Origin of the sequence: Aquipuribacter nitratireducens, from assembly GCF_037860835.1 — a bacterium.
GTDB lineage: Bacteria > Actinomycetota > Actinomycetes > Actinomycetales > JBBAYJ01 > Aquipuribacter > Aquipuribacter nitratireducens.
On record NZ_JBBEOG010000004.1, the window covers coordinates 245,298 to 264,708 of the forward strand.

22 protein-coding genes are annotated in these 19,411 nt (G+C 74.7%); 12 read left to right on the forward strand and 10 right to left on the reverse strand.

The features are described 5' to 3' along the window. Positions 1-16 precede the first annotated feature (16 nt). Together WAB14_RS09850 and WAB14_RS09855 are read right to left on the reverse strand one after the other, a co-directional pair. Positions 17-475 carry a hypothetical protein gene (locus WAB14_RS09850; RefSeq protein ID WP_340269419.1) on the reverse strand — a complete coding sequence of 153 codons (459 nt, stop codon included), beginning with the start codon at positions 473-475 and terminating at the stop codon, positions 17-19. Further along, positions 466-1,050, reverse strand: a complete 585-nt coding sequence (locus WAB14_RS09855) for a winged helix-turn-helix domain-containing protein (protein WP_340269420.1) — start codon at positions 1,048-1,050, stop codon at positions 466-468. The genes WAB14_RS09850 and WAB14_RS09855 overlap by 10 nt, the downstream gene beginning before the upstream one ends. Before the next feature lie 93 nt (positions 1,051-1,143). On the opposite strand from WAB14_RS09855, the gene csrA reads away from it, so the two are divergent. The 4 genes from csrA (at position 1,144) to WAB14_RS09875 (ending at position 5,569) form a co-directional block, all read left to right on the forward strand. Continuing rightward, entirely contained in the window at positions 1,144-1,518 is a 375-nt protein-coding gene (gene csrA, locus WAB14_RS09860; RefSeq protein ID WP_340269422.1) for a carbon storage regulator CsrA, read from the forward strand. A gap of 327 nt (positions 1,519-1,845) precedes the next feature. Next, positions 1,846-2,526 (forward strand): phosphoribosylformylglycinamidine synthase subunit PurQ, encoded by a 681-nt coding sequence (purQ, locus tag WAB14_RS09865; RefSeq protein WP_340269424.1) that lies wholly within the window; start codon positions 1,846-1,848, stop codon positions 2,524-2,526. Continuing rightward, positions 2,523-4,883, forward strand: a complete 2,361-nt coding sequence (gene purL / locus WAB14_RS09870; RefSeq protein ID WP_340269426.1) for a phosphoribosylformylglycinamidine synthase subunit PurL — start codon at positions 2,523-2,525, stop codon at positions 4,881-4,883. The genes purQ and purL overlap by 4 nt, the downstream gene beginning before the upstream one ends. An 8-nt stretch (positions 4,884-4,891) precedes the next feature. Next, complete coding sequence (locus WAB14_RS09875) at positions 4,892-5,569, forward strand: hypothetical protein (protein WP_340269428.1); 678 nt, start codon at positions 4,892-4,894, stop codon at positions 5,567-5,569. Positions 5,570-5,589: 20 nt separating this feature from the next. On the opposite strand, the gene WAB14_RS09880 is transcribed toward WAB14_RS09875, so the two are convergent. Next, positions 5,590-5,952, reverse strand: coding sequence for a sterol carrier family protein (locus tag WAB14_RS09880; protein WP_340269429.1), 363 nt, complete (start codon positions 5,950-5,952; stop codon positions 5,590-5,592). A 49-nt stretch (positions 5,953-6,001) separates the two neighbouring features. On the opposite strand from WAB14_RS09880, the gene WAB14_RS09885 reads away from it, so the two are divergent. Next, on the forward strand, positions 6,002-6,283 hold the full coding sequence (locus WAB14_RS09885) for a hypothetical protein (RefSeq protein WP_340269430.1): 282 nt from the start codon (positions 6,002-6,004) through the stop codon (positions 6,281-6,283). A 3-nt stretch (positions 6,284-6,286) separates the two neighbouring features. On the opposite strand, the gene WAB14_RS09890 is transcribed toward WAB14_RS09885, so the two are convergent. Then, a complete protein-coding gene (locus WAB14_RS09890) occupies positions 6,287-6,937 on the reverse strand; it encodes a hypothetical protein (RefSeq protein ID WP_340269432.1) in 651 nt (216 codons plus the stop codon). Between the two features lie 56 nt (positions 6,938-6,993). On the opposite strand from WAB14_RS09890, the gene purF reads away from it, so the two are divergent. Continuing rightward, positions 6,994-8,550: an amidophosphoribosyltransferase gene (purF, locus tag WAB14_RS09895; protein ID WP_340269433.1), complete on the forward strand. Its 1,557-nt coding sequence runs from the start codon at positions 6,994-6,996 to the stop codon at positions 8,548-8,550. Continuing rightward, a complete protein-coding gene (purM, locus tag WAB14_RS09900) occupies positions 8,547-9,704 on the forward strand; it encodes a phosphoribosylformylglycinamidine cyclo-ligase (protein WP_340269435.1) in 1,158 nt (385 codons plus the stop codon). Before purF ends, purM begins: the two co-directional genes overlap by 4 nt. Positions 9,705-9,755: 51 nt before the next feature. Here purM and WAB14_RS09905 read toward each other — a convergent pair whose 3' ends face one another. After that, on the reverse strand, positions 9,756-9,959 hold the full coding sequence (locus WAB14_RS09905; protein WP_340269437.1) for a DUF3073 domain-containing protein: 204 nt from the start codon (positions 9,957-9,959) through the stop codon (positions 9,756-9,758). Positions 9,960-10,111: 152 nt separating this feature from the next. Continuing rightward, positions 10,112-11,188, reverse strand: a complete 1,077-nt coding sequence (locus WAB14_RS09910) for a Glu/Leu/Phe/Val dehydrogenase dimerization domain-containing protein (protein ID WP_340269439.1) — start codon at positions 11,186-11,188, stop codon at positions 10,112-10,114. Positions 11,189-11,352: 164 nt separating this feature from the next. Between WAB14_RS09910 and WAB14_RS09915 the strand changes: the two genes are divergently transcribed. After that, positions 11,353-11,571 carry a BldC family transcriptional regulator gene (locus WAB14_RS09915; RefSeq protein ID WP_340269440.1) on the forward strand — a complete coding sequence of 73 codons (219 nt, stop codon included), beginning with the start codon at positions 11,353-11,355 and terminating at the stop codon, positions 11,569-11,571. Between the two features lie 80 nt (positions 11,572-11,651). Here WAB14_RS09915 and ku read toward each other — a convergent pair whose 3' ends face one another. Next, entirely contained in the window at positions 11,652-12,662 is a 1,011-nt protein-coding gene (ku, locus tag WAB14_RS09920; RefSeq protein WP_340269441.1) for a non-homologous end joining protein Ku, read from the reverse strand. Between the two features lie 37 nt (positions 12,663-12,699). On the opposite strand from ku, the gene WAB14_RS09925 reads away from it, so the two are divergent. Both WAB14_RS09925 and ligD read left to right on the forward strand, forming a co-directional pair. Beyond that, positions 12,700-13,656 carry an ATP dependent DNA ligase gene (locus WAB14_RS09925; RefSeq protein ID WP_340269442.1) on the forward strand — a complete coding sequence of 319 codons (957 nt, stop codon included), beginning with the start codon at positions 12,700-12,702 and terminating at the stop codon, positions 13,654-13,656. Continuing rightward, positions 13,653-14,555 (forward strand): non-homologous end-joining DNA ligase, encoded by a 903-nt coding sequence (gene ligD / locus WAB14_RS09930; protein ID WP_340269443.1) that lies wholly within the window; start codon positions 13,653-13,655, stop codon positions 14,553-14,555. The genes WAB14_RS09925 and ligD overlap by 4 nt, the downstream gene beginning before the upstream one ends. A gap of 10 nt (positions 14,556-14,565) precedes the next feature. Here the strand turns inward: ligD and WAB14_RS09935 are convergent, their stop codons facing one another. Then, entirely contained in the window at positions 14,566-15,534 is a 969-nt protein-coding gene (locus tag WAB14_RS09935; protein WP_340269445.1) for a PepSY domain-containing protein, read from the reverse strand. Between the two features lie 121 nt (positions 15,535-15,655). Here WAB14_RS09935 and WAB14_RS09940 point away from each other — a divergent pair, with 121 nt between their 5' ends. Both WAB14_RS09940 and WAB14_RS09945 read left to right on the forward strand, forming a co-directional pair. Next, positions 15,656-16,315: a response regulator transcription factor gene (locus WAB14_RS09940; RefSeq protein ID WP_340269447.1), complete on the forward strand. Its 660-nt coding sequence runs from the start codon at positions 15,656-15,658 to the stop codon at positions 16,313-16,315. Between the two features lie 18 nt (positions 16,316-16,333). Further along, positions 16,334-17,719, forward strand: a complete 1,386-nt coding sequence (locus WAB14_RS09945; protein WP_340269449.1) for a sensor histidine kinase — start codon at positions 16,334-16,336, stop codon at positions 17,717-17,719. A gap of 6 nt (positions 17,720-17,725) precedes the next feature. On the opposite strand, the gene WAB14_RS09950 is transcribed toward WAB14_RS09945, so the two are convergent. Both WAB14_RS09950 and WAB14_RS09955 read right to left on the reverse strand, forming a co-directional pair. Beyond that, entirely contained in the window at positions 17,726-18,553 is an 828-nt protein-coding gene (locus WAB14_RS09950) for a L,D-transpeptidase family protein (RefSeq protein ID WP_340269450.1), read from the reverse strand. Further along, on the reverse strand, positions 18,550-19,365 hold the full coding sequence (locus WAB14_RS09955; protein WP_340269452.1) for a hypothetical protein: 816 nt from the start codon (positions 19,363-19,365) through the stop codon (positions 18,550-18,552). Before WAB14_RS09955 ends, WAB14_RS09950 begins: the two co-directional genes overlap by 4 nt. Between the last annotated feature and the right edge of the window lie 46 nt (positions 19,366-19,411).

The window sequence follows — 19,411 nt, forward strand, 5'->3', positions numbered from 1 at the left end:
CCGCCCGGCCACAGGGTCACCGCGACAGGCCTCGGGCCAGCGCGGCCTCGAACAGCGTCCGGGCAACGTCCTCGGCCTTCACGGTCGCGGCCGCACCCACCGGCCTCGCCTGGTACTGGTCCTGGTTCCGAGCGCGTCGAAGGCGGTCGAACTCCCGCGCCGCCTTCTCGGCAGGCGGCTCGTCGACGACCGCACGCAGGAAGCGGCCGAGCGCCTCGTGCTGGCCGGGCCCGTTCGTCGTCCGGAAGCCGTACGCCGCGAGCAGCGCCTCCCCGGTGTCATGGCAGGCGTCGTAGGCGATGCCGTACCTGACGACGACGCTCGTGAGCAACGGAAGCTGGTCCAGGCGTTCCTCCGCCTGACGGAGGAAGGAGGTCGCCCGCGCGCTGTCCGCGGGGACGACAGCGAGACGTCCCGCCTCGACCAGCGCGAGGACGGTCGCCTGCTGGACTCGGGTGAGCGGAGTCAGCGCCACGGGAGCTCACCGATCACGACCACTGCGGGGCCGCTGCGCACGGTGTCGAGGAAGCCCGACGACGCCGCGAACTCCTCCGTGGTGAGGATCGTCGGGTTGACGGGCCGGTGCACCGCGGACTCGACCCGCGTGCACGCCTGGTAGACGGCGTCGACATCCGGATCACCGAGCACCATGAGGTCGATGTCGTGCGGTGCCGGACCGGCGACCCCGAGCATCCGCGCGGCGAACGACCCGTAGACGAACGCGGAGTCGATCGAGGGGACGCGACCGAGCTCCTCGGTCAGCATCGCCACCGGCCCGGCCGCGACCCTGAGGATCTCGCGCAGCGGGCTGGTCAACGGGCTCTCGTCGTTGCCGCGGATCAGCCGCGTGCGACCCACCAGCCTCTCGCTCAGGATGCCGGCGTCCAGCAGTCGCGCGACCTCACGGTGTGCCGTCGGGTACGCGAGGCCGGCCCGGGTGGCCAGCTCGGTCAGGCTGAGCTCGTCGCCGGTCAGCAGCACTTCCGTGAGAAGACGCGCCTGACCGTCCGATCGGAAGATCGGGGCGAGGAGCGGGGCCGCCGTTCTCATATGATGGAGGTTATCCTCCGTCATATCGACAATTAACCTTCAGCGACCGCCGGTCTCACCCCCTGGTGCTCAGGAGTCTCCTAGAGTGAGCCGGTGCTCGTCCTCAGCCGCCGAACCGGCGAGAGCGTCGTCATCGGGGACGACGTCGTCGTCACAGTGCTCGAGCTCAAGGGCGACGGCGCCGTGCGGCTCGGCATCGACGCGCCCCGTTCCACGCGGGTGTACCGCGCGGAGGTCTACGCCGCGGTGAAGGCCGCCAACGCCGAGGCCAGCCGCGCGGGTCAGCCCGCCTCCAGCGCGGTCGAGGCGCTCATGGGCCTGGCGGGGGCGCGTCGTCCCGCCTCCGCGTCGTCGGAGTCTGCGCCGCAGCCCGCGACCTCGGACGACCCGCCCATCCCGCCGCCCTCGACGCGACCGGCCGCCCCGGCCCGCCCCGGCCCCCGACCAGGACCCCCACCCCGTCGCTGACGGCAGCACAGCCCCTGCGGCACAGGGGTTGTTGCGCGGGATCGGCCTGTTTCGGCGCTGCGTTCCCTGCGGCACAGGGGTTGTTGCGCGAGATCGGCCTGTTTCGGCGCTGCGTTCCCTGCGGCACAGGGGTTGTAGCGCGGGATCGGCCTGTTTCGGCGCTGCGTTCCCTGCGGCACAGGGGTTGTAGCGCGGGATCGGGCCGTTTCGGCGCCGCGTTCCCTGCGGCACAGGGGTTGTAGCGCGGTTGTAGCGCGGTTGTAGCGTGCGATCGCGCACCGCGGCCGCCCTGCGGGACGACCCTCGCGGTGCGCCTACGCTGGGCGCGTGCGCGTCGGTATCGTCACGTTCCCCGGGTCCCTCGACGACGGCGACGCGGCACGGGCCGTGCGCCTCGCGGGGGGTGATCCCGTCCGGCTGTGGCATGGTGACCACGACCTGCAGCGCGTCGACGCCGTCGTCCTGCCCGGCGGGTTCTCCTACGGCGACTACCTGCGCGCGGGTGCCATCGCGCGCTTCGCGCCCGTCATGACCGAGGTCGTCGACGCGGCACGGAAGGGGATGCCGGTCCTCGGCATCTGCAACGGCTTCCAGGTCCTGTGCGAGTCGCACCTGCTGCCCGGCGCCCTCGTACGCAACGACCACCAGAAGTTCGTGTGCCGCGACCAGCGCCTCCGCGTCGAGAGCACGGCGACCGCGTGGACCAGCGCCTTCGAGCCCGGTGCGGAGATCACGATCCCCCTGAAGAACGGTGAGGGCGGCTACATCGCGGACGCGGCGACCCTCGACGCCCTCGAGGGCGAGGGGCGCGTCGTGTTCCGCTACCTCGACGTCAACCCGAACGGCTCCCGCCGCGACATCGCCGGCATCAGCGACGCCTCCGGTCGGGTCGTCGGTCTCATGCCGCACCCCGAGCACGCGGTCGAGGCCGGGTACGGGCCGACGACCGACGGGCTCGGGCTCTTCACCTCCGTGCTCGCGACGGCCCTCGAGGGGGTCCTCGCGTGAGCCCGCACGGCGCCACCAGCCCCGACCTCGTCGAGGTCCCGACGACGGCTACGAGCAGCGCGGTCGACACCGTCGAGCACGCCGCCGAGACCCCGGACACCGAGCAGCCGTGGGCCGAGCTCGGCCTCAAGCCCGACGAGTACGGCCGCATCCGCGAGATCCTCGGACGCCGGCCCACCTCCGCCGAGCTCGCCATGTACTCCGTCATGTGGTCCGAGCACTGCTCGTACAAGTCGAGCAAGGTCCACCTGCGCCGCTTCGGCGACGCGACGCAGCAGGCGCTGGAGAAGGGCCGCACGACGCTCCTCGCCGGCATCGGCGAGAACGCCGGCGTCGTCGACATCGGCGACGGCTGGGCCGTCACGTTCAAGGCCGAGTCGCACAACCACCCCAGCTACGTCGAGCCCTACCAGGGGGCGGCGACCGGCGTCGGTGGCATCGTCCGCGACATCCTCGCGATGGGCGCCCGCCCGGTCGCCGTCATGGACTCCCTGCGCTTCGGTGCGCCGGAGCACCCCGACACCACCCGGGTCGTCCACGGCGTCGTCGCCGGGGTCGGCGGCTACGGCAACTGCCTGGGCCTGCCCAACGTCGGCGGCGAGGTGTACTTCGACCCCTGCTACCAGGGCAACCCCCTCGTCAACGCGCTGTGCGTGGGCGCACTGCGGCACGAGGACCTCCACCTCGCCAACGCCACCGGCGAGGGCAACCTCGTCGTCCTCTTCGGCGCCCGCACCGGCGGCGACGGGATCGGGGGCGTCAGCGTCCTCGCCTCGGAGACCTTCGCGGAGGGCGGGCCGAGCAAGCGGCCGGCGGTCCAGGTCGGCGACCCGTTCCGGGAGAAGCTCCTCATCGAGTGCTGCCTCGAGCTGTACGCCGCCGGGGTCGTCGAGGGCATCCAGGACCTCGGGGGCGCGGGCCTGTCGTGCGCGACGAGCGAGCTCGCCTCCGCCGGCGACGGCGGCATGCGCGTCGCACTCGACAAGGTGCCCCTGCGCGACGCGACGCTGCGCCCGGAGGAGATCCTCATGAGCGAGTCGCAGGAGCGGATGATGGCCGTCGTCCGCCCGGACCGGCTCGAGGCGTTCCTCGCGGTCACGACGAAGTGGGAGGTCGAGGCGGCCGTTCTCGGCGAGGTCACCGACGGCGACCGGCTCGAGATCACGTGGCACGGCGAGACCGTCGTCGACGTCCCGCCGCGGACCGTCGCCCACGAGGGACCGGTCTACGAGCGCCCCTACGCGCGTCCCGACTGGCTCGACGCGCGCCAGGCCGACCGCGCGGAGGACCTCCCGCGTGCGACGACCCAGGAGGAGCTCCGCGCCCAGCTGCTCGCGCTCGTCTCGTCGCCCGACCAGTGCTCGAGGGCGTGGGTCACCGACCAGTACGACCGCTACGTGCTCGGCAACACGACCCTCGCGACGCCCGACGACGCCGGCGTCGTCCGGGTCGACGAGGCCACCGGCCGCGGGGTCGCACTGAGCCTCGACGGCAACGGCCGCCTCGCCGCCCTCGACCCCTACACCGGCGCGCAGCTCGCGCTGTCCGAGGCCTACCGCAACGTGGCCGTCACCGGCGCCACCCCGGTCGCCGTCACCGACTGCCTCAACGCCGGCTCGCCGGAGGAGCCGGGGGCCATGTGGCAGTTCGCCGAGGTCGTCCGCGGGCTCGCCGACGCGACGGCGACCCTCGGCACCCCCGTCACGGGCGGGAACGTCAGCTTCTACAACTCGACCGGTGACGTCGCGATCCACCCGACGCCGGTCGTCGGCGTGCTCGGCGTGCTCGACGACGTCTCCCGTCGCATCGGCTCCGGCTGGGACCGGGCGGGGCTCGCGCTGTACCTGCTCGGCACGACGCGCGAGGAGCTGTCCGGCTCGGCGTGGGCCGGCGTCGTCCACGACCACCTCGGCGGGCTGCCGCCGCGGGTCGACCTCGACGCCGAGCAGCTCCTCGCCGGCGTCATGCTCGCCGCGTCCCGCGACGGGCTCGTCGACGCCGCGCACGACCTGTCGGACGGCGGGCTCGCGCAGGCGCTGGTCGAGGGCTGCCTCCGCCACGGGGTCGGCGCCCGCGTGTGGCTCGACGACGTGCTCCGCCGCGACGGCGTCGACCTCACGACGGCCCTCTTCGCCGAGTCCGTCGCCCGCGCACTCGTCGCGGTGCCGCGCAGCGAGGAGATCCGGTTCACCGACGTCTGCACCGCACGCGGCCTCGCCCACACCCGCATCGGGGTGACCGACGACGCCGGCGGCGAGGACGGGGAACCGGCGCTCGACCTCGCCGGTGTCGGGGTCGTCAGTCTCGACGAGCTGCGTGACGCGCACGAGGGCACCCTGCCGCGGCTGTTCGGCTGAGGGCCCTGATGGCCGCGGAGACGCAGCGTCCGGGCGACGACGGCGACCACGGCTTCGGCCCGCACGACGACCGGGCCGACACCCCCGGTGCCGACGACGTCGGGGGTGGTGCGGTCCCGGCGGACGTCATGTCGGAGTCGCGCCGCGACGCGACCGCCGTCCTCGTGACGTGGGTGCTGCGCCGCAGCTTCTGGACCCTACTGCTGCTCGGCCTGGCGTACGGCTGGCTCGCGGGTGCCGTCACGCCGGTCGCGCTGGTGAGGCTCGACGACCCGCTGCGGCTCTTCGCCGCGCTCGCGACGCCGCTCGCCGGCATCGCGGTCGCGATCGGTTTCCGCGTGGCCGTCGACCTCGCCGCGCTCGTCGTCGCCTTCCCCCGCACCCGGTGGGTCGTCACCGACCGGACCCGGCGCAACCGCCACACCCGCGCGCCCGTGCGGCGCTGGGTGGACAGGCTCTACATGACGACGGCCTACCGGGAGCTCCGCTCGACGTGGACGGTGCGGGGCCGCGCGGCGACGCACCTCGGCCACTCCGGTCCGTGGCTCACCGCGCTCAACGTCCTGCTGTGGCTGACGACCGCCCTCGCGGCCGCGGTCCTCGTCGTCGCGGTCGCGGAGACGGAGGGGATGGTCCCTGCGCGGCTCGGTGTGCTGCTCGGCTTCCCCCTGCCCGGCGCGGGCTGACGCGCGCCGGGCGCATCGCCTCAGTCGTGCAGCGGCAGGACGTGCGCGAGGTCGGCCCGCTGCCCTGAGGCGTGCACCCGTCCCGAGGTCACGGCCTCGCCCCACGTCAGCTCACCGACGACGAGCCCGAGCCACGTCGCGGCGTCCGTCTCGACGACGTTGGGCGGGGTGCCGCGACGGTGCTGCAGCCCGGCGACGCACTGCGCGACGCCGAACGGCGGCACCCGCACCTCGACGGTCGCGCCCGGTGCCTCCTCCGCGAGGTGCTGGAGGCTCCAGCGGACCGCGGTGGCGAGCGTGGGACGGTCGGAAGCGCCGTTGCGCCAGCGGTCGAGGGCGGCGAGACCGTCGGGGTCGGGGATGCGGCGCGGCACGGGAGGCATCGTGCCCTCGACGCCGGCCCTGCGACGCGCCGGGGCTACCGTGGCGGCCATGGGCGAGGACCGCACGGAGGCACCACGACCGCCGTACCGGACGCCCCGCTACGCCGCGTTCCTCCTCACCGGTGCGGTGCTCGGGGCCGTCGGTGCGGTGCTGCTCGCCCTGCTGGCCCCGGGTCCCGAGGCCGAGGGCGGGTCGACCGTGATCGCGTGGTTCGCCGCCGTCGGCGGCCTCCTCGGTGCCCTGGTCGCGGGGGTCGTCGGCGTGGTGGTCGAGAAGGTCGTCAACCGCGGCCGGCCGGACCCGGCGCGACGGCCGCCCGGCAGCGGCTGAGGCTCACGCCCGGACCTGCCGCACGAGCCGGTCGCCGTCCGGTCGGAACCCGACGTGGCGGAAGTAGTCGTCGGTCATCCGGTCGTTCGCGACCAGCCGCCGCATCCCGAGACCGGCGAGCCGCCCGTCGTGGCGGTAGACGAAGGTCCCGACCGACAGGTCGCGGAACCGGGGGGTGACGTAGTCGAGCTCGACGCGGACGTCACCGGACGGCCGCTCGTCCTGCAGCACTTCGTGGAGCAGGACGATCCCGACGGTCTCGTCGCCGCGCAGCACGAGGAACGCCCAGCAGCGGCCCGGGCGACCGAGCACCGCGTCGAGGTCGAACCCGGGGTTGTGCCGTGCGATGTCCGGACCGTGCACCCGCAGCAGGTGACGGGCGTACTCCGAGCCCGGGTCGGCGAGGAGCGCCTCGAACGTGCGCTCGTCGTCGCGCGTGCGCAGCAGCCGCGACAGGTGCCACACGTTGATGACGGCGATGGCGCCGTTCATGGCGACCATCGGCCAGATTCCGAGGAACGCGTTGAACACCACGAGCATGAGCGACGCGACGAGGTTGAGGGCCCGGAAGCGGAGCACGTTCGCCAGCGACAGCGAGAGGATGAGCACCGCGGAGCCGGACCAGCCGAGCACGTCGAGCCAGGGGACCGCCATGACGCGCGAGCGTACGGGCGGACGACGCGACCCCCGGAGGATGGGACACTGGCCGCGTGCCACGTGGAGACGGCCGTCTGAGCCACGACCTGCTTCCCGGTGAGAAGGGCCCCCAGGACGCCTGCGGCGTCATCGGCGTGTGGGCGCCTGGGGAGGAGGTCGCGAAGCTCGCCTACTTCGGTCTCTACGCGCTGCAGCACCGCGGCCAGGAGGCGGCCGGCATCGCCGTGAGCAACGGGCGCCACATCACCGTGTACAAGGACATGGGCCTGGTCGCCCAGGTCTTCGACGAGTCGAGCCTCGCGACGCTGCGCGGGCACATCGCCGTCGGCCACTCCCGGTACTCCACGACCGGCGAGAGCACGTGGGAGAACGCCCAGCCGACGCTCGGCCCGACCGCGTGGGGCACCGTCGCGCTCGGCCACAACGGTAACCTCACGAACTCCGACCGGCTGCGGGAGAGGGTCGTCGCGCACGAGGCCGCCGCCCGCGCCGACGGGAGCCGCCACGGTGCGAGCGAGCTCGAGCGCGGCAACACGACCGACACCGTCCTCATCACGAGCCTGCTGGGAGCGGACCCGGGCGCACGCCTGGAGGTGACCGCGCTCGACGTCCTCCGCCAGCTCGAGGGCGCCTTCTCCCTCGTCTTCATGGACGAGCACACCCTCTACGCCGCTCGCGACCGCCACGGCGTCCGCCCCCTCGTGCTCGGCAGGCTCGACCGGGGGTGGGTCGTCGCGAGCGAGACGGCGGCGCTCGACATCCTCGGCGCGAGCGTCGTCCGGGACATCGAGCCGGGTGAGCTCGTCGCGATCGACGCCGACGGGCTGCGCACGTCCCGCTTCGCGCCCGCGGAGCCGAAGGGCTGCGTCTTCGAGTACGTCTACCTCGCCCGCCCGGACTCCCGGATCGCCGGCACGGTCGTCCACGCCGCGCGGGTGGAGATGGGCGCGTCGCTGGCCCGGGAGCACCCGGTCGACGCCGACGTCGTCATCCCCGTCCCGGAGTCGGGGACCCCGGCCGCGATCGGCTACGCCCGCGAGTCCGGCATCCCGTACGCGCAGGGGCTCGTGAAGAACTCCTACGTGGGCCGGACGTTCATCGCGCCGTCGCAGACCCTGCGCCAGCTCGGGATCCGGCTCAAGCTCAACCCGCTACGCGAGGTCATCCAGGGCAGGCGGCTCGTCGTCGTCGACGACTCGATCGTCCGCGGCAACACCCAGCGGGCGCTCGTCCGGATGCTGCGCGAGGCCGGGGCCGCCGAGGTCCACGTCCGCATCTCCTCGGCTCCCGTCATGTGGCCGTGCTTCTACGGCATCGACTTCGCCAGCCGGGCCGAGCTCATCGCGACCGGCCTCGGCGTGCAGGAGATCTGCGCGAGCATCGGGGCGGACTCCCTCGGCTACCTCAGCCGGGAGGCGATGGTCGCGGCGAGCGGTCGACCCACGGACGAGCTGTGCTCGGCGTGCTTCACCGGCGAGTACCCGATCACGCCGCCGCGGACGGTCCACCTCGGGATGCCGGGGGTGGCGCAGGGCGAGTTCGTGTTCGACGCCGAGGGCGTCGGCACCGGGACGCCCGGGGGCGCCGCGGACGCGCTCACCCGCCCGTGACGGCGGACCGGGCGGGTACGGCCGACGTGACGGGTGACGGCCTCACGTACGCCGCGGCCGGTGTCGACACCGAGGCCGGCGACCGGGCGGTCACCCTCATGAAGGACGCCGTGCGGGCCACCCACGCGGGCGTGGCCGGCCTCGCGCCGGTCGTCGAGGGCGCGGGCGGCTTCGCCGGTCTCGTCGACGCCTCGCTGCTCCTGCGCTACCGACGGCCGCTGCTCGCGACGTCCACGGACGGCGTCGGCACGAAGGTCGCCGTCGCGCAGGCGATGGACGTCCACGACACCGTCGGCGTCGACCTCGTCGCGATGGTCGTCGACGACCTCGTCGCGTGCGGGGCGACACCGCTGTTCATGAGCGACTACGTCGCGTGCGGCTCCGTCGTCCCCGAACGGGTGGCGGCGATCGTGCGGGGGGTGGCCCGGGGCTGCGAGACCGCCCGTTGCGCCCTCGTGGCGGGGGAGACCGCCGAGCACCCCGGGCTGCTCGCCCCCGACGAGTACGACCTGGCCGGGGCGGCCACGGGCGTCGTCGAGGCCGACGCCCTGCTCGGTCCGGAGCGTGTGCGGGCGGGCGACGTGCTCGTCGCCCTCGCCTCGAGCGGGCTCCACGCCAACGGGTACTCCCTCGCCCGGGCGGTCGTCGCCCGGCAGGGCTGGGCGTGGGACCACGTGCCGCAGGGGCTGGGGCGCAGCATCGGAGAGGAGCTCCTCGAGCCGTGCGCGGTCTACGCCGGGCTGCTCGTCGACCTCCTCGACGCCGTCCCGGGGGCCGTGCACGCGCTCAGCCACGTGACGGGCGGGGGGATCGCGGCGAACCTCGCCCGCGTCCTCCCTGCCGGCACGCACGTCGACGTCGACCGCGCCACGTGGCGTCCCCCCGTCGTGACCTCGGTGCTGGGAGACGCCGGCGGGGTGCCGGTCGCCGACCGGGAGCGCACGTGGAACCAGGGGATCGGGATGGTCGCCGTCGTCGCGCCCGACGACGCCGAACGGGTGCTCGGCACCCTCGCCCCCACCGGCACCCACGCCTGGGTGTGCGGGGAGGTCGTCGCGACGCCGGAGGGCGTGCTCGACGACCCGGCGACCGCGACCGGGACGAAGGGCGTCTCGGGCGGGTCGGCGCGGCTCGTGGGTGTGCACCCGGTGTGACGACGGGACGGTGACGGACGCGACGACGACTCGGACGGCGACGTCGACGACTCAGCGGTAGGAGGACTCCCAGTCCGCGTAGTCGTCGTCCTCCGCATCCGACTCGAAGGGCTGGTTCTCGCCCGTCTCGTCGGTACGGCTCGCTCCCTCTTGGTGGAGCTCGTTGGCCAGAGCGTCGTAGTCGGTCTCGGGGCTGAAGTACTTCAGCTGCCGAGCGACCTTCGTCTGCTTGGCCTTCTGACGGCCGCGCCCCATGGCGTCGACCCCCTCACGTCGGTCCGGGGGGCTGGCGCACGTGGCGGGGCCCCCGGAGTACTCATCCGGTCTGCGTAGGGCCAACGGTAGCGGGTCGTGCGCTGTTCCCACATCTTCAGAGGTCGCGCCCGGGTCGGCGCCCCGCGCCCGGCTCAGCGGGCCGGCAACCAGGGCCGGTCGGAGCCCACCTCGGCGATGCGCCGGCGGGCCAGCCGGAGCGCGGCGGCGTCCGGCGAGCACCCCTCGGCGGCCGCGGCGGCGAGCACCGACGCGGTCGTGCCGCGGATCCGGGCGGCCTGCGCCCTCGCGCGCTCGAAGACGAAACCGTGCAGCTCGTCGGCCACCTGGCACACCCCGCCCGCGTTGACGACGTAGTCCGGGCAGTACGTGATGCCCCGGGCGACGAGGGCGTCGGCGACTGCCGGCTCGGCGAGCTGGTTGTTCGCCCCACCGCACACGACGCGGGCCTGCAGCCGGGGCACGGTCCGGTCGTCGAGCACCGAGCCGAGGGCGCAGGGGGCGAGCACGTCGACGTCGGCCTCGAGGAGGTGGTCGGGGTCGTCGACGACCTCCACCTGCGGGTGGGCGGCGAGGACCCGCTCGACCGCGGTGTGCTGCACGTCGGCGACGACGACCCGGGCGCCGGAGCCGACGAGGAGGTCGACGAGGTGGCGTCCGACCTTCCCGACGCCCTGCACGGCGACGCGGCGCCCGGCGAGCGACGGCTCGCCCCACACGTGCTCGGCGGCGGCGAGCATCCCCTCGTGGACCCCGAAGGCCGTGAGGACCGAGGAGTCGCCGGCCCCGCCGTCGGCGGGGCTGCGGCCCGTCACCCAGCGGCACTCCTTCGCCACGACGTCCATGTCCGCGACGTAGGTCCCCACGTCGCACGCGGTCACGTACCGACCCCCGAGGCTCGCGACGAACCGGCCGTAGGCGCGCAGCAGCGCCTCCGACTTGTCGGTGACGGGGTCCCCGATGACGACGGCCTTGCCGCCGCCGTGGTCGAGCCCGGCGAGGGCGTTCTTGTACGCCATCGCCTCCGACAGGCGCAGGACGTCGGTGAGGGCGGTGGCCTCGTCCGGGTACGGCTGGAACCGGGTGCCGCCGAGACCGGGGCCGAGCGCGGTGGAGTACAGGGCGACGATCGCCCTGAGGCCGGTGCGCTCGTCGTGGCAGAACACGACCTGCTCGTGCCCGGCCCGCAGGACCTCGTCGTCGGCGGTCACGCGGGCGACCCTAACCGCCCTCGCCTCGTCCGAACGACCGAGGTCGTGTCGAGCCGAAAAGACCACTTCCGTCGCAGGCGGTGCTAGTTGACACTTCTCTCACACACCCCTGATGTCCGACATGCCCCCCGTGCCGGGCACCGCCGCCCTGCGAGAGGACCCCCATGGCCACGACCCGCACCTCCGACGACGAGGAGCTGCTGACCCCCGCCGAGGTCGCCGCGATGTTCCGCGTCGACCCGAAGACCGTCACCCGGTGGGCCAAGGCAGGGAAGCTCTCGAGCATCCGCACGCTCGGCGGCCACCGCCGCTACCGCGCCTCCGAGGTCGCCCGCCTGCGCGCCGGTGTGCCCGGGCAGCGCGCGGAGTCACCCGAGGCCTGATCCACCCCCTGCCCTCGCGGGGTGGGGGCAGCGCGACGCCGACGGGGCCGGTCCACCACGGACCGGCCCCGTCGGCGTGCTCACGCCGAGCGGGGGGTGCGTCTCGCCGCGGTCTTCTTCGCCGCGGTCTTCTTCGCCGCGGTCTTCTTCGCTGCGGTCTTCTTCGCTGCGGTCTTCTTCGCGGTCGTCCTCTTCGCCGCCGAGGCCTTCTCCGCTGGTGACTTCTTCGTGCCCGCGGTCGTCGTCTTCGCGCCCGAGGTCGTCCTCTTCGCGGTCGTCTTCTTCGGGGCGGCCGTGGCCGTGCCCGACGTGCCCCGTGCGGCGCTCGTGCGCTCGACCGACTCCCGCAGCGCGGCCATGAGGTCGACGATCTGGGCGTCCTGGTCGTCCGACACCCGCTCGACGGGCGCCTGCACCCCCTCGCCGCCCTCGGCCTTCGCGGCGATGAGCTCGCGCAGCGCCTCGGTGTAGGAGTCGCTGAACTCCGACGGGTCGAAGTCCGACGCCATCGACTCCACGAGCGAGGCGGCCATCGCGAGCTCCTGCGGGCGCACCTCCACGTCGGCGGACAGGACGTCGAAGTCGGCCTCGCGCACCTCGTCGGGCCACAGCAGCGTCTGCAGGACGATGACGTCGTCCCGCACCCGCAGCACGGCCATCGACTCCCGCCGCCGCACGGTGATGGTGACGACGGCCATCCGGTCGGTCTCCCGCAGCGCCTCGCGCAGCAACGCGTACGGCTTGCTCGCGCGGGCCTCCGGCTCGAGGTAGTAGGTGCGGTCGAACATGATCGGGTCGACCTGCTCGGCCGGCACGAACTCCTGCACCTCGATCTCGTGCGAGCTCGACACCGGCAGCGAGTCGAGGTCCTCCTCGTCGACGACGACCATCTGCCCGTCGTCGGTCGTGGCGGCTCGGGCGATCTCGTCCGAGGGCACCTCCTCGCCGCACACGGTGCACGTCTTGCGGTACCGGATCCGGCCGCCGTCCTCGGCGTGGACCATGTGGAGCGAGACGTCGTGCTGGCTCGTCGCGGTGTAGAGCTTGACCGGCACGTTGACCAGCCCGAAGGCGACGGCACCCTTCCACATCGCGCGCATGGTCAACTGTTGCACCACAGTGCTTCCCGTGGCCACGGGGCGCGGCAGCGACGGGTGGGCGGACGGCTCGCTCCGCCCCATGCTGCCCGTCGCCGCGACGGCCGACGAGCTGCCGCGGGGCGAGGCGTGGCTCGCGGAGGTGAAGTGGGACGGCTACCGGGTGCTCGTCGGTCCGGGCGGCCGCCGGGGCGCCTACCGGCTGCTGTCGCGCACGGGCCAGGACCTCACGGCCCGCTTCCCGTCCCTCGGTGCGCTCGCGGGGCCGGTCGCCGACGGCTCCGTGCTCGACGGCGAGGTCGTGAGCCTCGTCGACGGCCGACCGGACTTCACCGCGCTGGCCGCCGGCGACCCGGCCGGCACGGTGCGGGTCGTCGTCTTCGACGTCCTGCGGGACGGCGACGCCGACGTCTGCGCCGAGCCCCTCGAGGCCCGGCGGCAACGCCTCCTCGCGCGGGAGGTGCCGCCGTGCGCGATCGTGCCCGACGTGTTCGACGACGTCGACGCCCTCCTCGACGCCACGCGCGCGCAGGGCGTCGAGGGGGTCGTCGTCAAGCGGCGCGCCTCCCCGTACCGGCCGGGCCGGCGATCCCCGGACTGGCGCAAGCACGCACACCGGCGCCGGCGCACCGTGCTCGTCGGCGGTTGGCGCCCGGTCGAGGGGCAGGTCGGCCCACCCCCCGGCTCCCTGCTCGTCGGCGCCCCCGACGTCTCGGGCGACCTCCGCTACCTCGGTCGGGTCGGCAGCGGCCTCGGGGCCGCGCTCGCGCGCAGCGTGGGCGCGGCGCTCGCCGGTGCCGGCGAACGAGACCGTGGCCCCTTCGCCGACACGGTCCCCGCGCTCGACCGCCGCGGCGCCCGCTGGGTGCACCCGGCGGTGGCCGTCGAGGTCGCGTACCGCGAGCGCACGAGCGGCGGACGGCTGCGGCACCCCGTCGTCCTCGGCGTGCGCGAGGACACCGACCCCGACCCCTGGGAGGCGCCGTGAGCCCCGGCGACGCGCAGGTGGTCGACGTCGGCGGCCGGCCGGTCCGCCTCACCCACCTCGACCGGGTGATCTACCCGGCCACCGGCACGACGAAGGCGGAGGTCGTCGACTACTACGCCCGGATCGCCCACGTGCTGCTGCCGCAGCTGCGCGACCGCCCGGTCAGCCGCAAGCGGTTCCCCCAGGGCGTCGGTGCCACCGGCCCCGGCGCGACCTTCTTCGAGAAGAACGTGCCGGGCGGCGCCCCCACGTGGGTCCGACGGCAGACGATCCCCGCCGAGCCGGAGGACGAGGGCTCGACCCGCATCGAGTTCCCGTTCGTCGACGACGTCGCCGGCCTCGTGTGGCTCGCCAACCTCTCGGCCCTCGAGCTCCACACCCCGCAGTGGCGCGTCGGCCCGCGCGGCGCGTTCAAGGGCGTCGACCGCCTCGTCGTCGACCTCGACCCCGGCACCGGCGCCGGGCTCGCCGAGTGCGCGTCGGTCGCCCACCTCGTGGCGGAGCGGCTCGGCGACGACGGCCTCGACACCGTCCCCGTCACCTCCGGCAGCAAGGGCATGCAGCTGTACGCGCCGTGGCCCGCGCGCGCCGCCCGGGCGCACGGCAGCACTCGCGACTACGCGAAGGCGCTCGCGGAGCAGCTCGCGCGGGACCACCGCCGCCTCGTCGTCAGCGACATGAAGAAGACGCTGCGCAGCGGGAAGGTCCTCGTCGACTGGAGCCAGAACCACCTCGCGAAGACGACCGTCACGCCCTACTCGCTGCGGGGCCGCGAGCTGCCCCGGGTCGCGGCACCCCGGGCGTGGGCCGAGGTCGGCGACGACCTCGAGCAGCTGTCGCCGTGGGAGGTGCTCGAGCGCGTCGACTCGGTGGGCGACCTCATGGCCGCCCTCCGCTGAGCCCGTCGCGTCAGTCGTCCGACCCGGAGTCGTCGGAGTCGTCGGAGTCGTCGGAAGCGTCGTCACCACCGCGCCCGCGGCCGCGGCCGGAGTCGTCGTCGTGGTCGTCGGGGTCGTCCTCGGCCCGCTCGCCGCCGTCGTCGTCACCGGCGTGGTGGTCCGGCCCGTCGTCGCTCACGCCGTCGGGACGGTCCCCGCCGTCGTCGTCGCCGGGCTCGTCGTCGTCGCCGGGCTCGTCGTCGTCGCTGGTGCGCGTCGCGGTGGGTGTCGTCGACCGCGTCGCCGTCGGGGTCGCCTCGCTGCGGGTGTCGAGCACGACGCCCGCGGCGTCCAGCAGGACCCGGTACTCGAGGCCGTCGGCGGCGAGCACCTCCGCCTCCCACGCCGCGCCGTCGTCGTCCTCCTCCTCGAGCGACACGACCCTCGCGCCGGCCCCGACGGCCTCGAGGGCCGCCTCGATGATGCGCTCACGGCTCGCGACACCGGAGTCGCGCTCCCACGGCGCGGGACCGTCGGCGACCTGCCGGTACGCGAGCCCCTGCACCCGGAACACCTCGAGCTCCTCGGCGTCGTCGTCGAGACGCCCGGCGACCGTGACGTCCGTGCCGACCAGGCCCTGCAGCTCCACGAGGACCGTCCCGATCACGCCGTCGCCGTCGAAGTCGGCCGGTGACGTCGCGGTCGCCAGCCACTCCTCGGGTCCGAGCTCGAGCTCGACCCCGCCCACCGCGAACTCGTCGGTGTCGTCCGACTGGTACGCGAGCGTCCCGCGCAGCTCGTCGAGGCCCTCGACGGTGCGGGGACGGACGGTCGGGCCGGCGGAGGCCGACGCGGCCTGCGTCTCGACCGCCACCGCGTCGAGGGTGACCGCGGCGACGGCGTCGTCGTCCGTGCCGCGGGGGGCGGCGATCGCGGCCCCGACCGCGATCCCGCTGAGGGTGAGAGCCCCGACCGTCGCCATGACCGCTGTACTGCGCATGGGAGGACGATCGGCTCGTCGGGTGAGCGGTACCTGACAGGCGGATGACGACATCGTCAGGTTGGTGGACCTCGTGCCCGGAAGGCCCCCGCGGCGGGCGCGGCAGGTGCACGCTGTGCCCGTGACGCTGCTCGTGGTGGAGGACGAACCGGGGATCACCGCGTTCGTGCGGCAGGGGCTGGAGGCTGCCGGCTACCCGGTCGCGACCGCGGCCGACGGCTGGGAGGGGCTCGACCTCGCCCGCCGGGAGGACGTGCGTCTCGTGATCCTCGACCTCGGGCTCCCGGGACTGTCGGGGGAGCAGGTCCTCGCGCGCATCCGGCAGCTGCGTCCGGCGCTGCCCGTCATCGTCCTCACGGCCAAGGACACGGTCGAGGACCGTGTGGCCGGCCTGGAGGCCGGGGCCGACGACTACGTCGTCAAGCCCTTCAGCTTCAGCGAGCTCCTCGCCCGCGTGCGGGCCCGCCTCCGCCAGCCCGAGCAGGCGACGTCGACGACGCTCGTCACCGGCGACCTCGAGCTCGACGTCCTCACGCGCCGCGCCCGGGTGGCCGGCTCGGACGTCACGCTGTCGAGCCGCGAGTTCGTCCTCCTCGAGGTCCTCATCCGCCACGCAGGGCAGGTGCTGTCCCGCCCCCAGCTGCTCGACCGGGTGTGGGGCTACGACTTCGACGGCGCCTCGAACGTCGTCGAGGTGTACGTGGGCCACCTGAGGCGCAAGCTCGGACCCGAGAGGATCGAGACCGTCCGCGGCGCGGGCTACCGCCTGGTCGCCGGGTGATGCGACGGTGATGCGACGGTGAGCCTGCGGGTCCGTCTCACGCTCGTGGCGCTCGCCGTCATGGGACTCACGCTGGTCGTCGCCGCGCTGCTCGCGTGGCGTCTGGTCGCCGTCGGGGAGCAGTCGGACGTCGATGCGCTCCTACGCGGCCAGCTCGACCAGGTCGGCGCCGGTCTGCCGGAGGACATCGCCGGCACCGCCGGCGCCGACGGTGTCGCGTCCCCCGCCGAGCTGAGGCTCGCCGGCGAGCGCTACCTCGCGACGACCCCCGGTGGGAGCGGTCACCTGCTCGTCCTCGACCTCGGCGGGCAGCGGCTCGTAGGGTCGGACGGGCCGCCGGAGCTGCTGGCGCTCCGGGACGCCGACGAGCTCCCGGAGGGCGAACCGGGCCGCGCCGCCACCGTCTCGACCGCCCGCGGCGACGTGCGCGTCCTCACGGCGCCGCTCGTCGTCGACGGCGGCGTCGTCGTCGGGTCCGCGACCGCCCTCGGCAGCCTCGCCGACGCCCGCGACCGGGGCGCGTCGGTGCTGTGGCGCATCGGCCTCGCGGGCGGGATCGGCCTGCTCGTCGGCGGGCTCGTGCTGCTCGTCGCGGTGCGGCGCGAGCTGCGACCGCTCCGCGCCCTCGCCGGCGCGGCCCGGCAGGTCGGGGAGGGTGGTGGCGGGCGCGTGCCCGAGCCCGACCGCCTCGACGAGGTGGGCGTGGTGGCGACGGAGTTCAACGCGATGGTCGACCGGCTCGACCGGGCCGCCGAGGAGCGGCGTCAGCTGTTGTCGGCGGTCTCCCACGAGCTGCGGACGCCGTTGACCGTCGCGCGCGGCCACCTCGAGCTGTTCGAGCACGGGTCGGCGGACGCGGCCTCCGCGCGCCGTAGCGCCGGGGTGGTCCGGCGGGAGCTCGACCGCCTCGCCCGGGTGGTCGCCGACCTGACGGCGCTCGCGGCGGGCCAGGACCGGGCCGTCGCCCGTGAGCCGGTCTTCGCCCCCGACGTCGTCGACGCGCTCGAGGAGCGGCTGGCCGGGCTCGGCCTGACGGGCGTCGACACCTCGGCGGAGCCCGTGGTCCTCACCGGCGACGAGGACCGGCTCGTGCAGTCGCTGCTCGCGCTCGTGGTGAACGCCCGCACGCACACCCCGCCCGGCACCGCCGTACGGGTCCGCGTCGAGTCCGACACCGCCCACGTGCGCCTCGTCGTGGAGGACGACGGCCCCGGGATCGACGCGAGCGTCCGCGAGCGCGCGTTCGAGCCGTTCGTCACCACGCGGCCGGGGGGCGGCGCCCGGACCGCGGGACTCGGGCTCGCCGTCGTCCGGTCGCTCACCGAGGCGCAGGGCGGCACGGCGCGGCTCGACCCCGGCGCCGTCGGGACCCGCGTCGTGCTCGAGCTCGCGCGCGAGGGCTGAGCGCCCTCAGGCGATCTCGATCGGCGTGCCGAGCGGCAGCAGGCCGGCGAGGTACGTGATGTCGTCGTCGGACAGCCGGATGCAGCCGTGGCTGACGGCGCGTCCGACGCTCGCGGCGTCGTCCGTACCGTGCAGGCCGATCTGCCCGGGACCCCCGCCGAAGCTCGTGAGGACCTCCGAGTGCGCCGACAGGCCGTAGGCGAACGGCCCGTAGCCGGCGTTCGTCGGCTCGAGGAGCTCGGTGAGGTAGAAGAGCCCGGTCGGGGTGGGGGTGTCGCCCGTCCCGCTCGCGGCGGGCATGGTGCGCAGCACCCGCTCGCCCTCGAGCAGGGTGAGCTCGTTGGCCGCGACGTCCATGACGAGTCGGTACGGCACGCGGGCGACCGTCACGTCGTCGGCGGCGACCCAGCCGGTGCTGCCGTTCGGTCGCACGGGCAGGTGGACCCGGTACCAGCCGTCGCCGGGGTCCTCCGCCAGGAGGAACGTGAGGGGGGCGCCGGTGTCACGGGGGTTGTCGAGGGCGTGGACCACCTCGCCTCCGGGCTCGTCGAGGACCTCGACCGTCCCGGCGAGCGCGGTGAGGGCGTAGCCCTCGCCGGGGTCGAGGGTGTCGGCGAGGACCGGTCGTGACGGTGCGGCGGTGGGGGAGGCCGAGGGCGCCGGTGACGCGTCTCCCGGAGGCCGGTCGCCGGTGGTCGGGGCCGCCTCGGTGGTCGGGCCCGGTGCCGTGGATGCGGGCGCCGTCGGTTCGCCGCCCGCGCAGCCCGTGAGGAGCAGCGCGAGGGTCAGTGCGGCCGCGACGGACGCGGTGCCGGTGCGGGGCACGAGGCTCACCCGGTGAAGCTCGCCCGCGCCGTGACGGGCGTGGCGGGCGTCGCGACCGGGGTGCCGCCGCCCGAGCCGGCACCGGCCCCGGCGTCGTCGGTGAGGCATTCGAGGCTGACGGTCGTGAGCAGCTCGAGGAGCCGGTCGTAATCGATGTCGGCGCCCGTGCCGAGGAGCTCCCCGAGGGCGTCCTCGAACGCGGTGAAGAGGTCGTCGAGCTCGACGAACAGCGCCTCGACCTCGCCGGGGAAGCCCTGGAGGAACGCGACGTCGTCCTCGGCGGCGAGGATGTCGGCCTCGAGGGCCGCGACCTGCTGGCCGAGGTCGGCCACGAGGGTCTCGAGCGCGGCGATCGTGCCGGTGTCGGCGCCGTCCGCGACGGCGGTGGCGAGGTCGTCCTGCGCCGTCGCCAGGTCGGCCTGCGCGGTGACGAGGTCGGCCTGCAGGGCGGTGAGCGCCGCGGCGAGGTCGGCGAGCGGAGCGGCGACCGCGTCGGCGAGGTCCTCGGCCTCGTCGTCGACCCCGAGCGCGATCGCGCGCTCGAAGAGCCGGTCGAGCTCGAGGAAGAGGGGTTCGGTGTCGGCGTCGAGCTGGGCCTCGAGCTCGGCGAGGACCTGCTCGAGGTCGCCGGTGTCGGGGAACTCCACGTCCCCGAACTCGGCCTCGAGCGCGGCGAGGGCGTCGGTGCACGCGGCGCTGCGGGCGCTGCTGGCGGTGCTGACGGCGCTGACGGGCGCCGCGCCGAGGAGCACGGCCCCCGCGATGAGGGCAGCGGCGGCGGTCGTGGCGACGAAGGCGTGGAGCGGGCGCGGGCGGGCCATGGTTCGTCCTCGGGGTGGTGGGGCGTCCGGGAGCCTGACCGCCCCC

What these genes read in the sequence shown, in the direction of transcription:
- WAB14_RS09855 (WP_340269420.1), bottom strand. Translation starts at nt 1,050, where the DNA reads ATGAGAACGGCGGCCCCGCTCCTCGCCCCGATCTTCCGATCGGACGGT.
- WAB14_RS09875 (WP_340269428.1), top strand. Translation starts at nt 4,892, where the DNA reads ATGGCCGCGGAGACGCAGCGTCCGGGCGACGACGGCGACCACGGCTTC.
- WAB14_RS09880 (WP_340269429.1), bottom strand. Translation starts at nt 5,952, where the DNA reads ATGCCTCCCGTGCCGCGCCGCATCCCCGACCCCGACGGTCTCGCCGCC.
- WAB14_RS09885 (WP_340269430.1), top strand. Translation starts at nt 6,002, where the DNA reads ATGGGCGAGGACCGCACGGAGGCACCACGACCGCCGTACCGGACGCCC.
- WAB14_RS09890 (WP_340269432.1), bottom strand. Translation starts at nt 6,937, where the DNA reads ATGGCGGTCCCCTGGCTCGACGTGCTCGGCTGGTCCGGCTCCGCGGTG.
- WAB14_RS09905 (WP_340269437.1), bottom strand. Translation starts at nt 9,959, where the DNA reads ATGGGGCGCGGCCGTCAGAAGGCCAAGCAGACGAAGGTCGCTCGGCAG.
- WAB14_RS09915 (WP_340269440.1), top strand. Translation starts at nt 11,353, where the DNA reads ATGGCCACGACCCGCACCTCCGACGACGAGGAGCTGCTGACCCCCGCC.
- ku (WP_340269441.1), bottom strand. Translation starts at nt 12,662, where the DNA reads ATGTGGAAGGGTGCCGTCGCCTTCGGGCTGGTCAACGTGCCGGTCAAG.
- WAB14_RS09935 (WP_340269445.1), bottom strand. Translation starts at nt 15,534, where the DNA reads ATGCGCAGTACAGCGGTCATGGCGACGGTCGGGGCTCTCACCCTCAGC.
- WAB14_RS09955 (WP_340269452.1), bottom strand. Translation starts at nt 19,365, where the DNA reads ATGGCCCGCCCGCGCCCGCTCCACGCCTTCGTCGCCACGACCGCCGCC.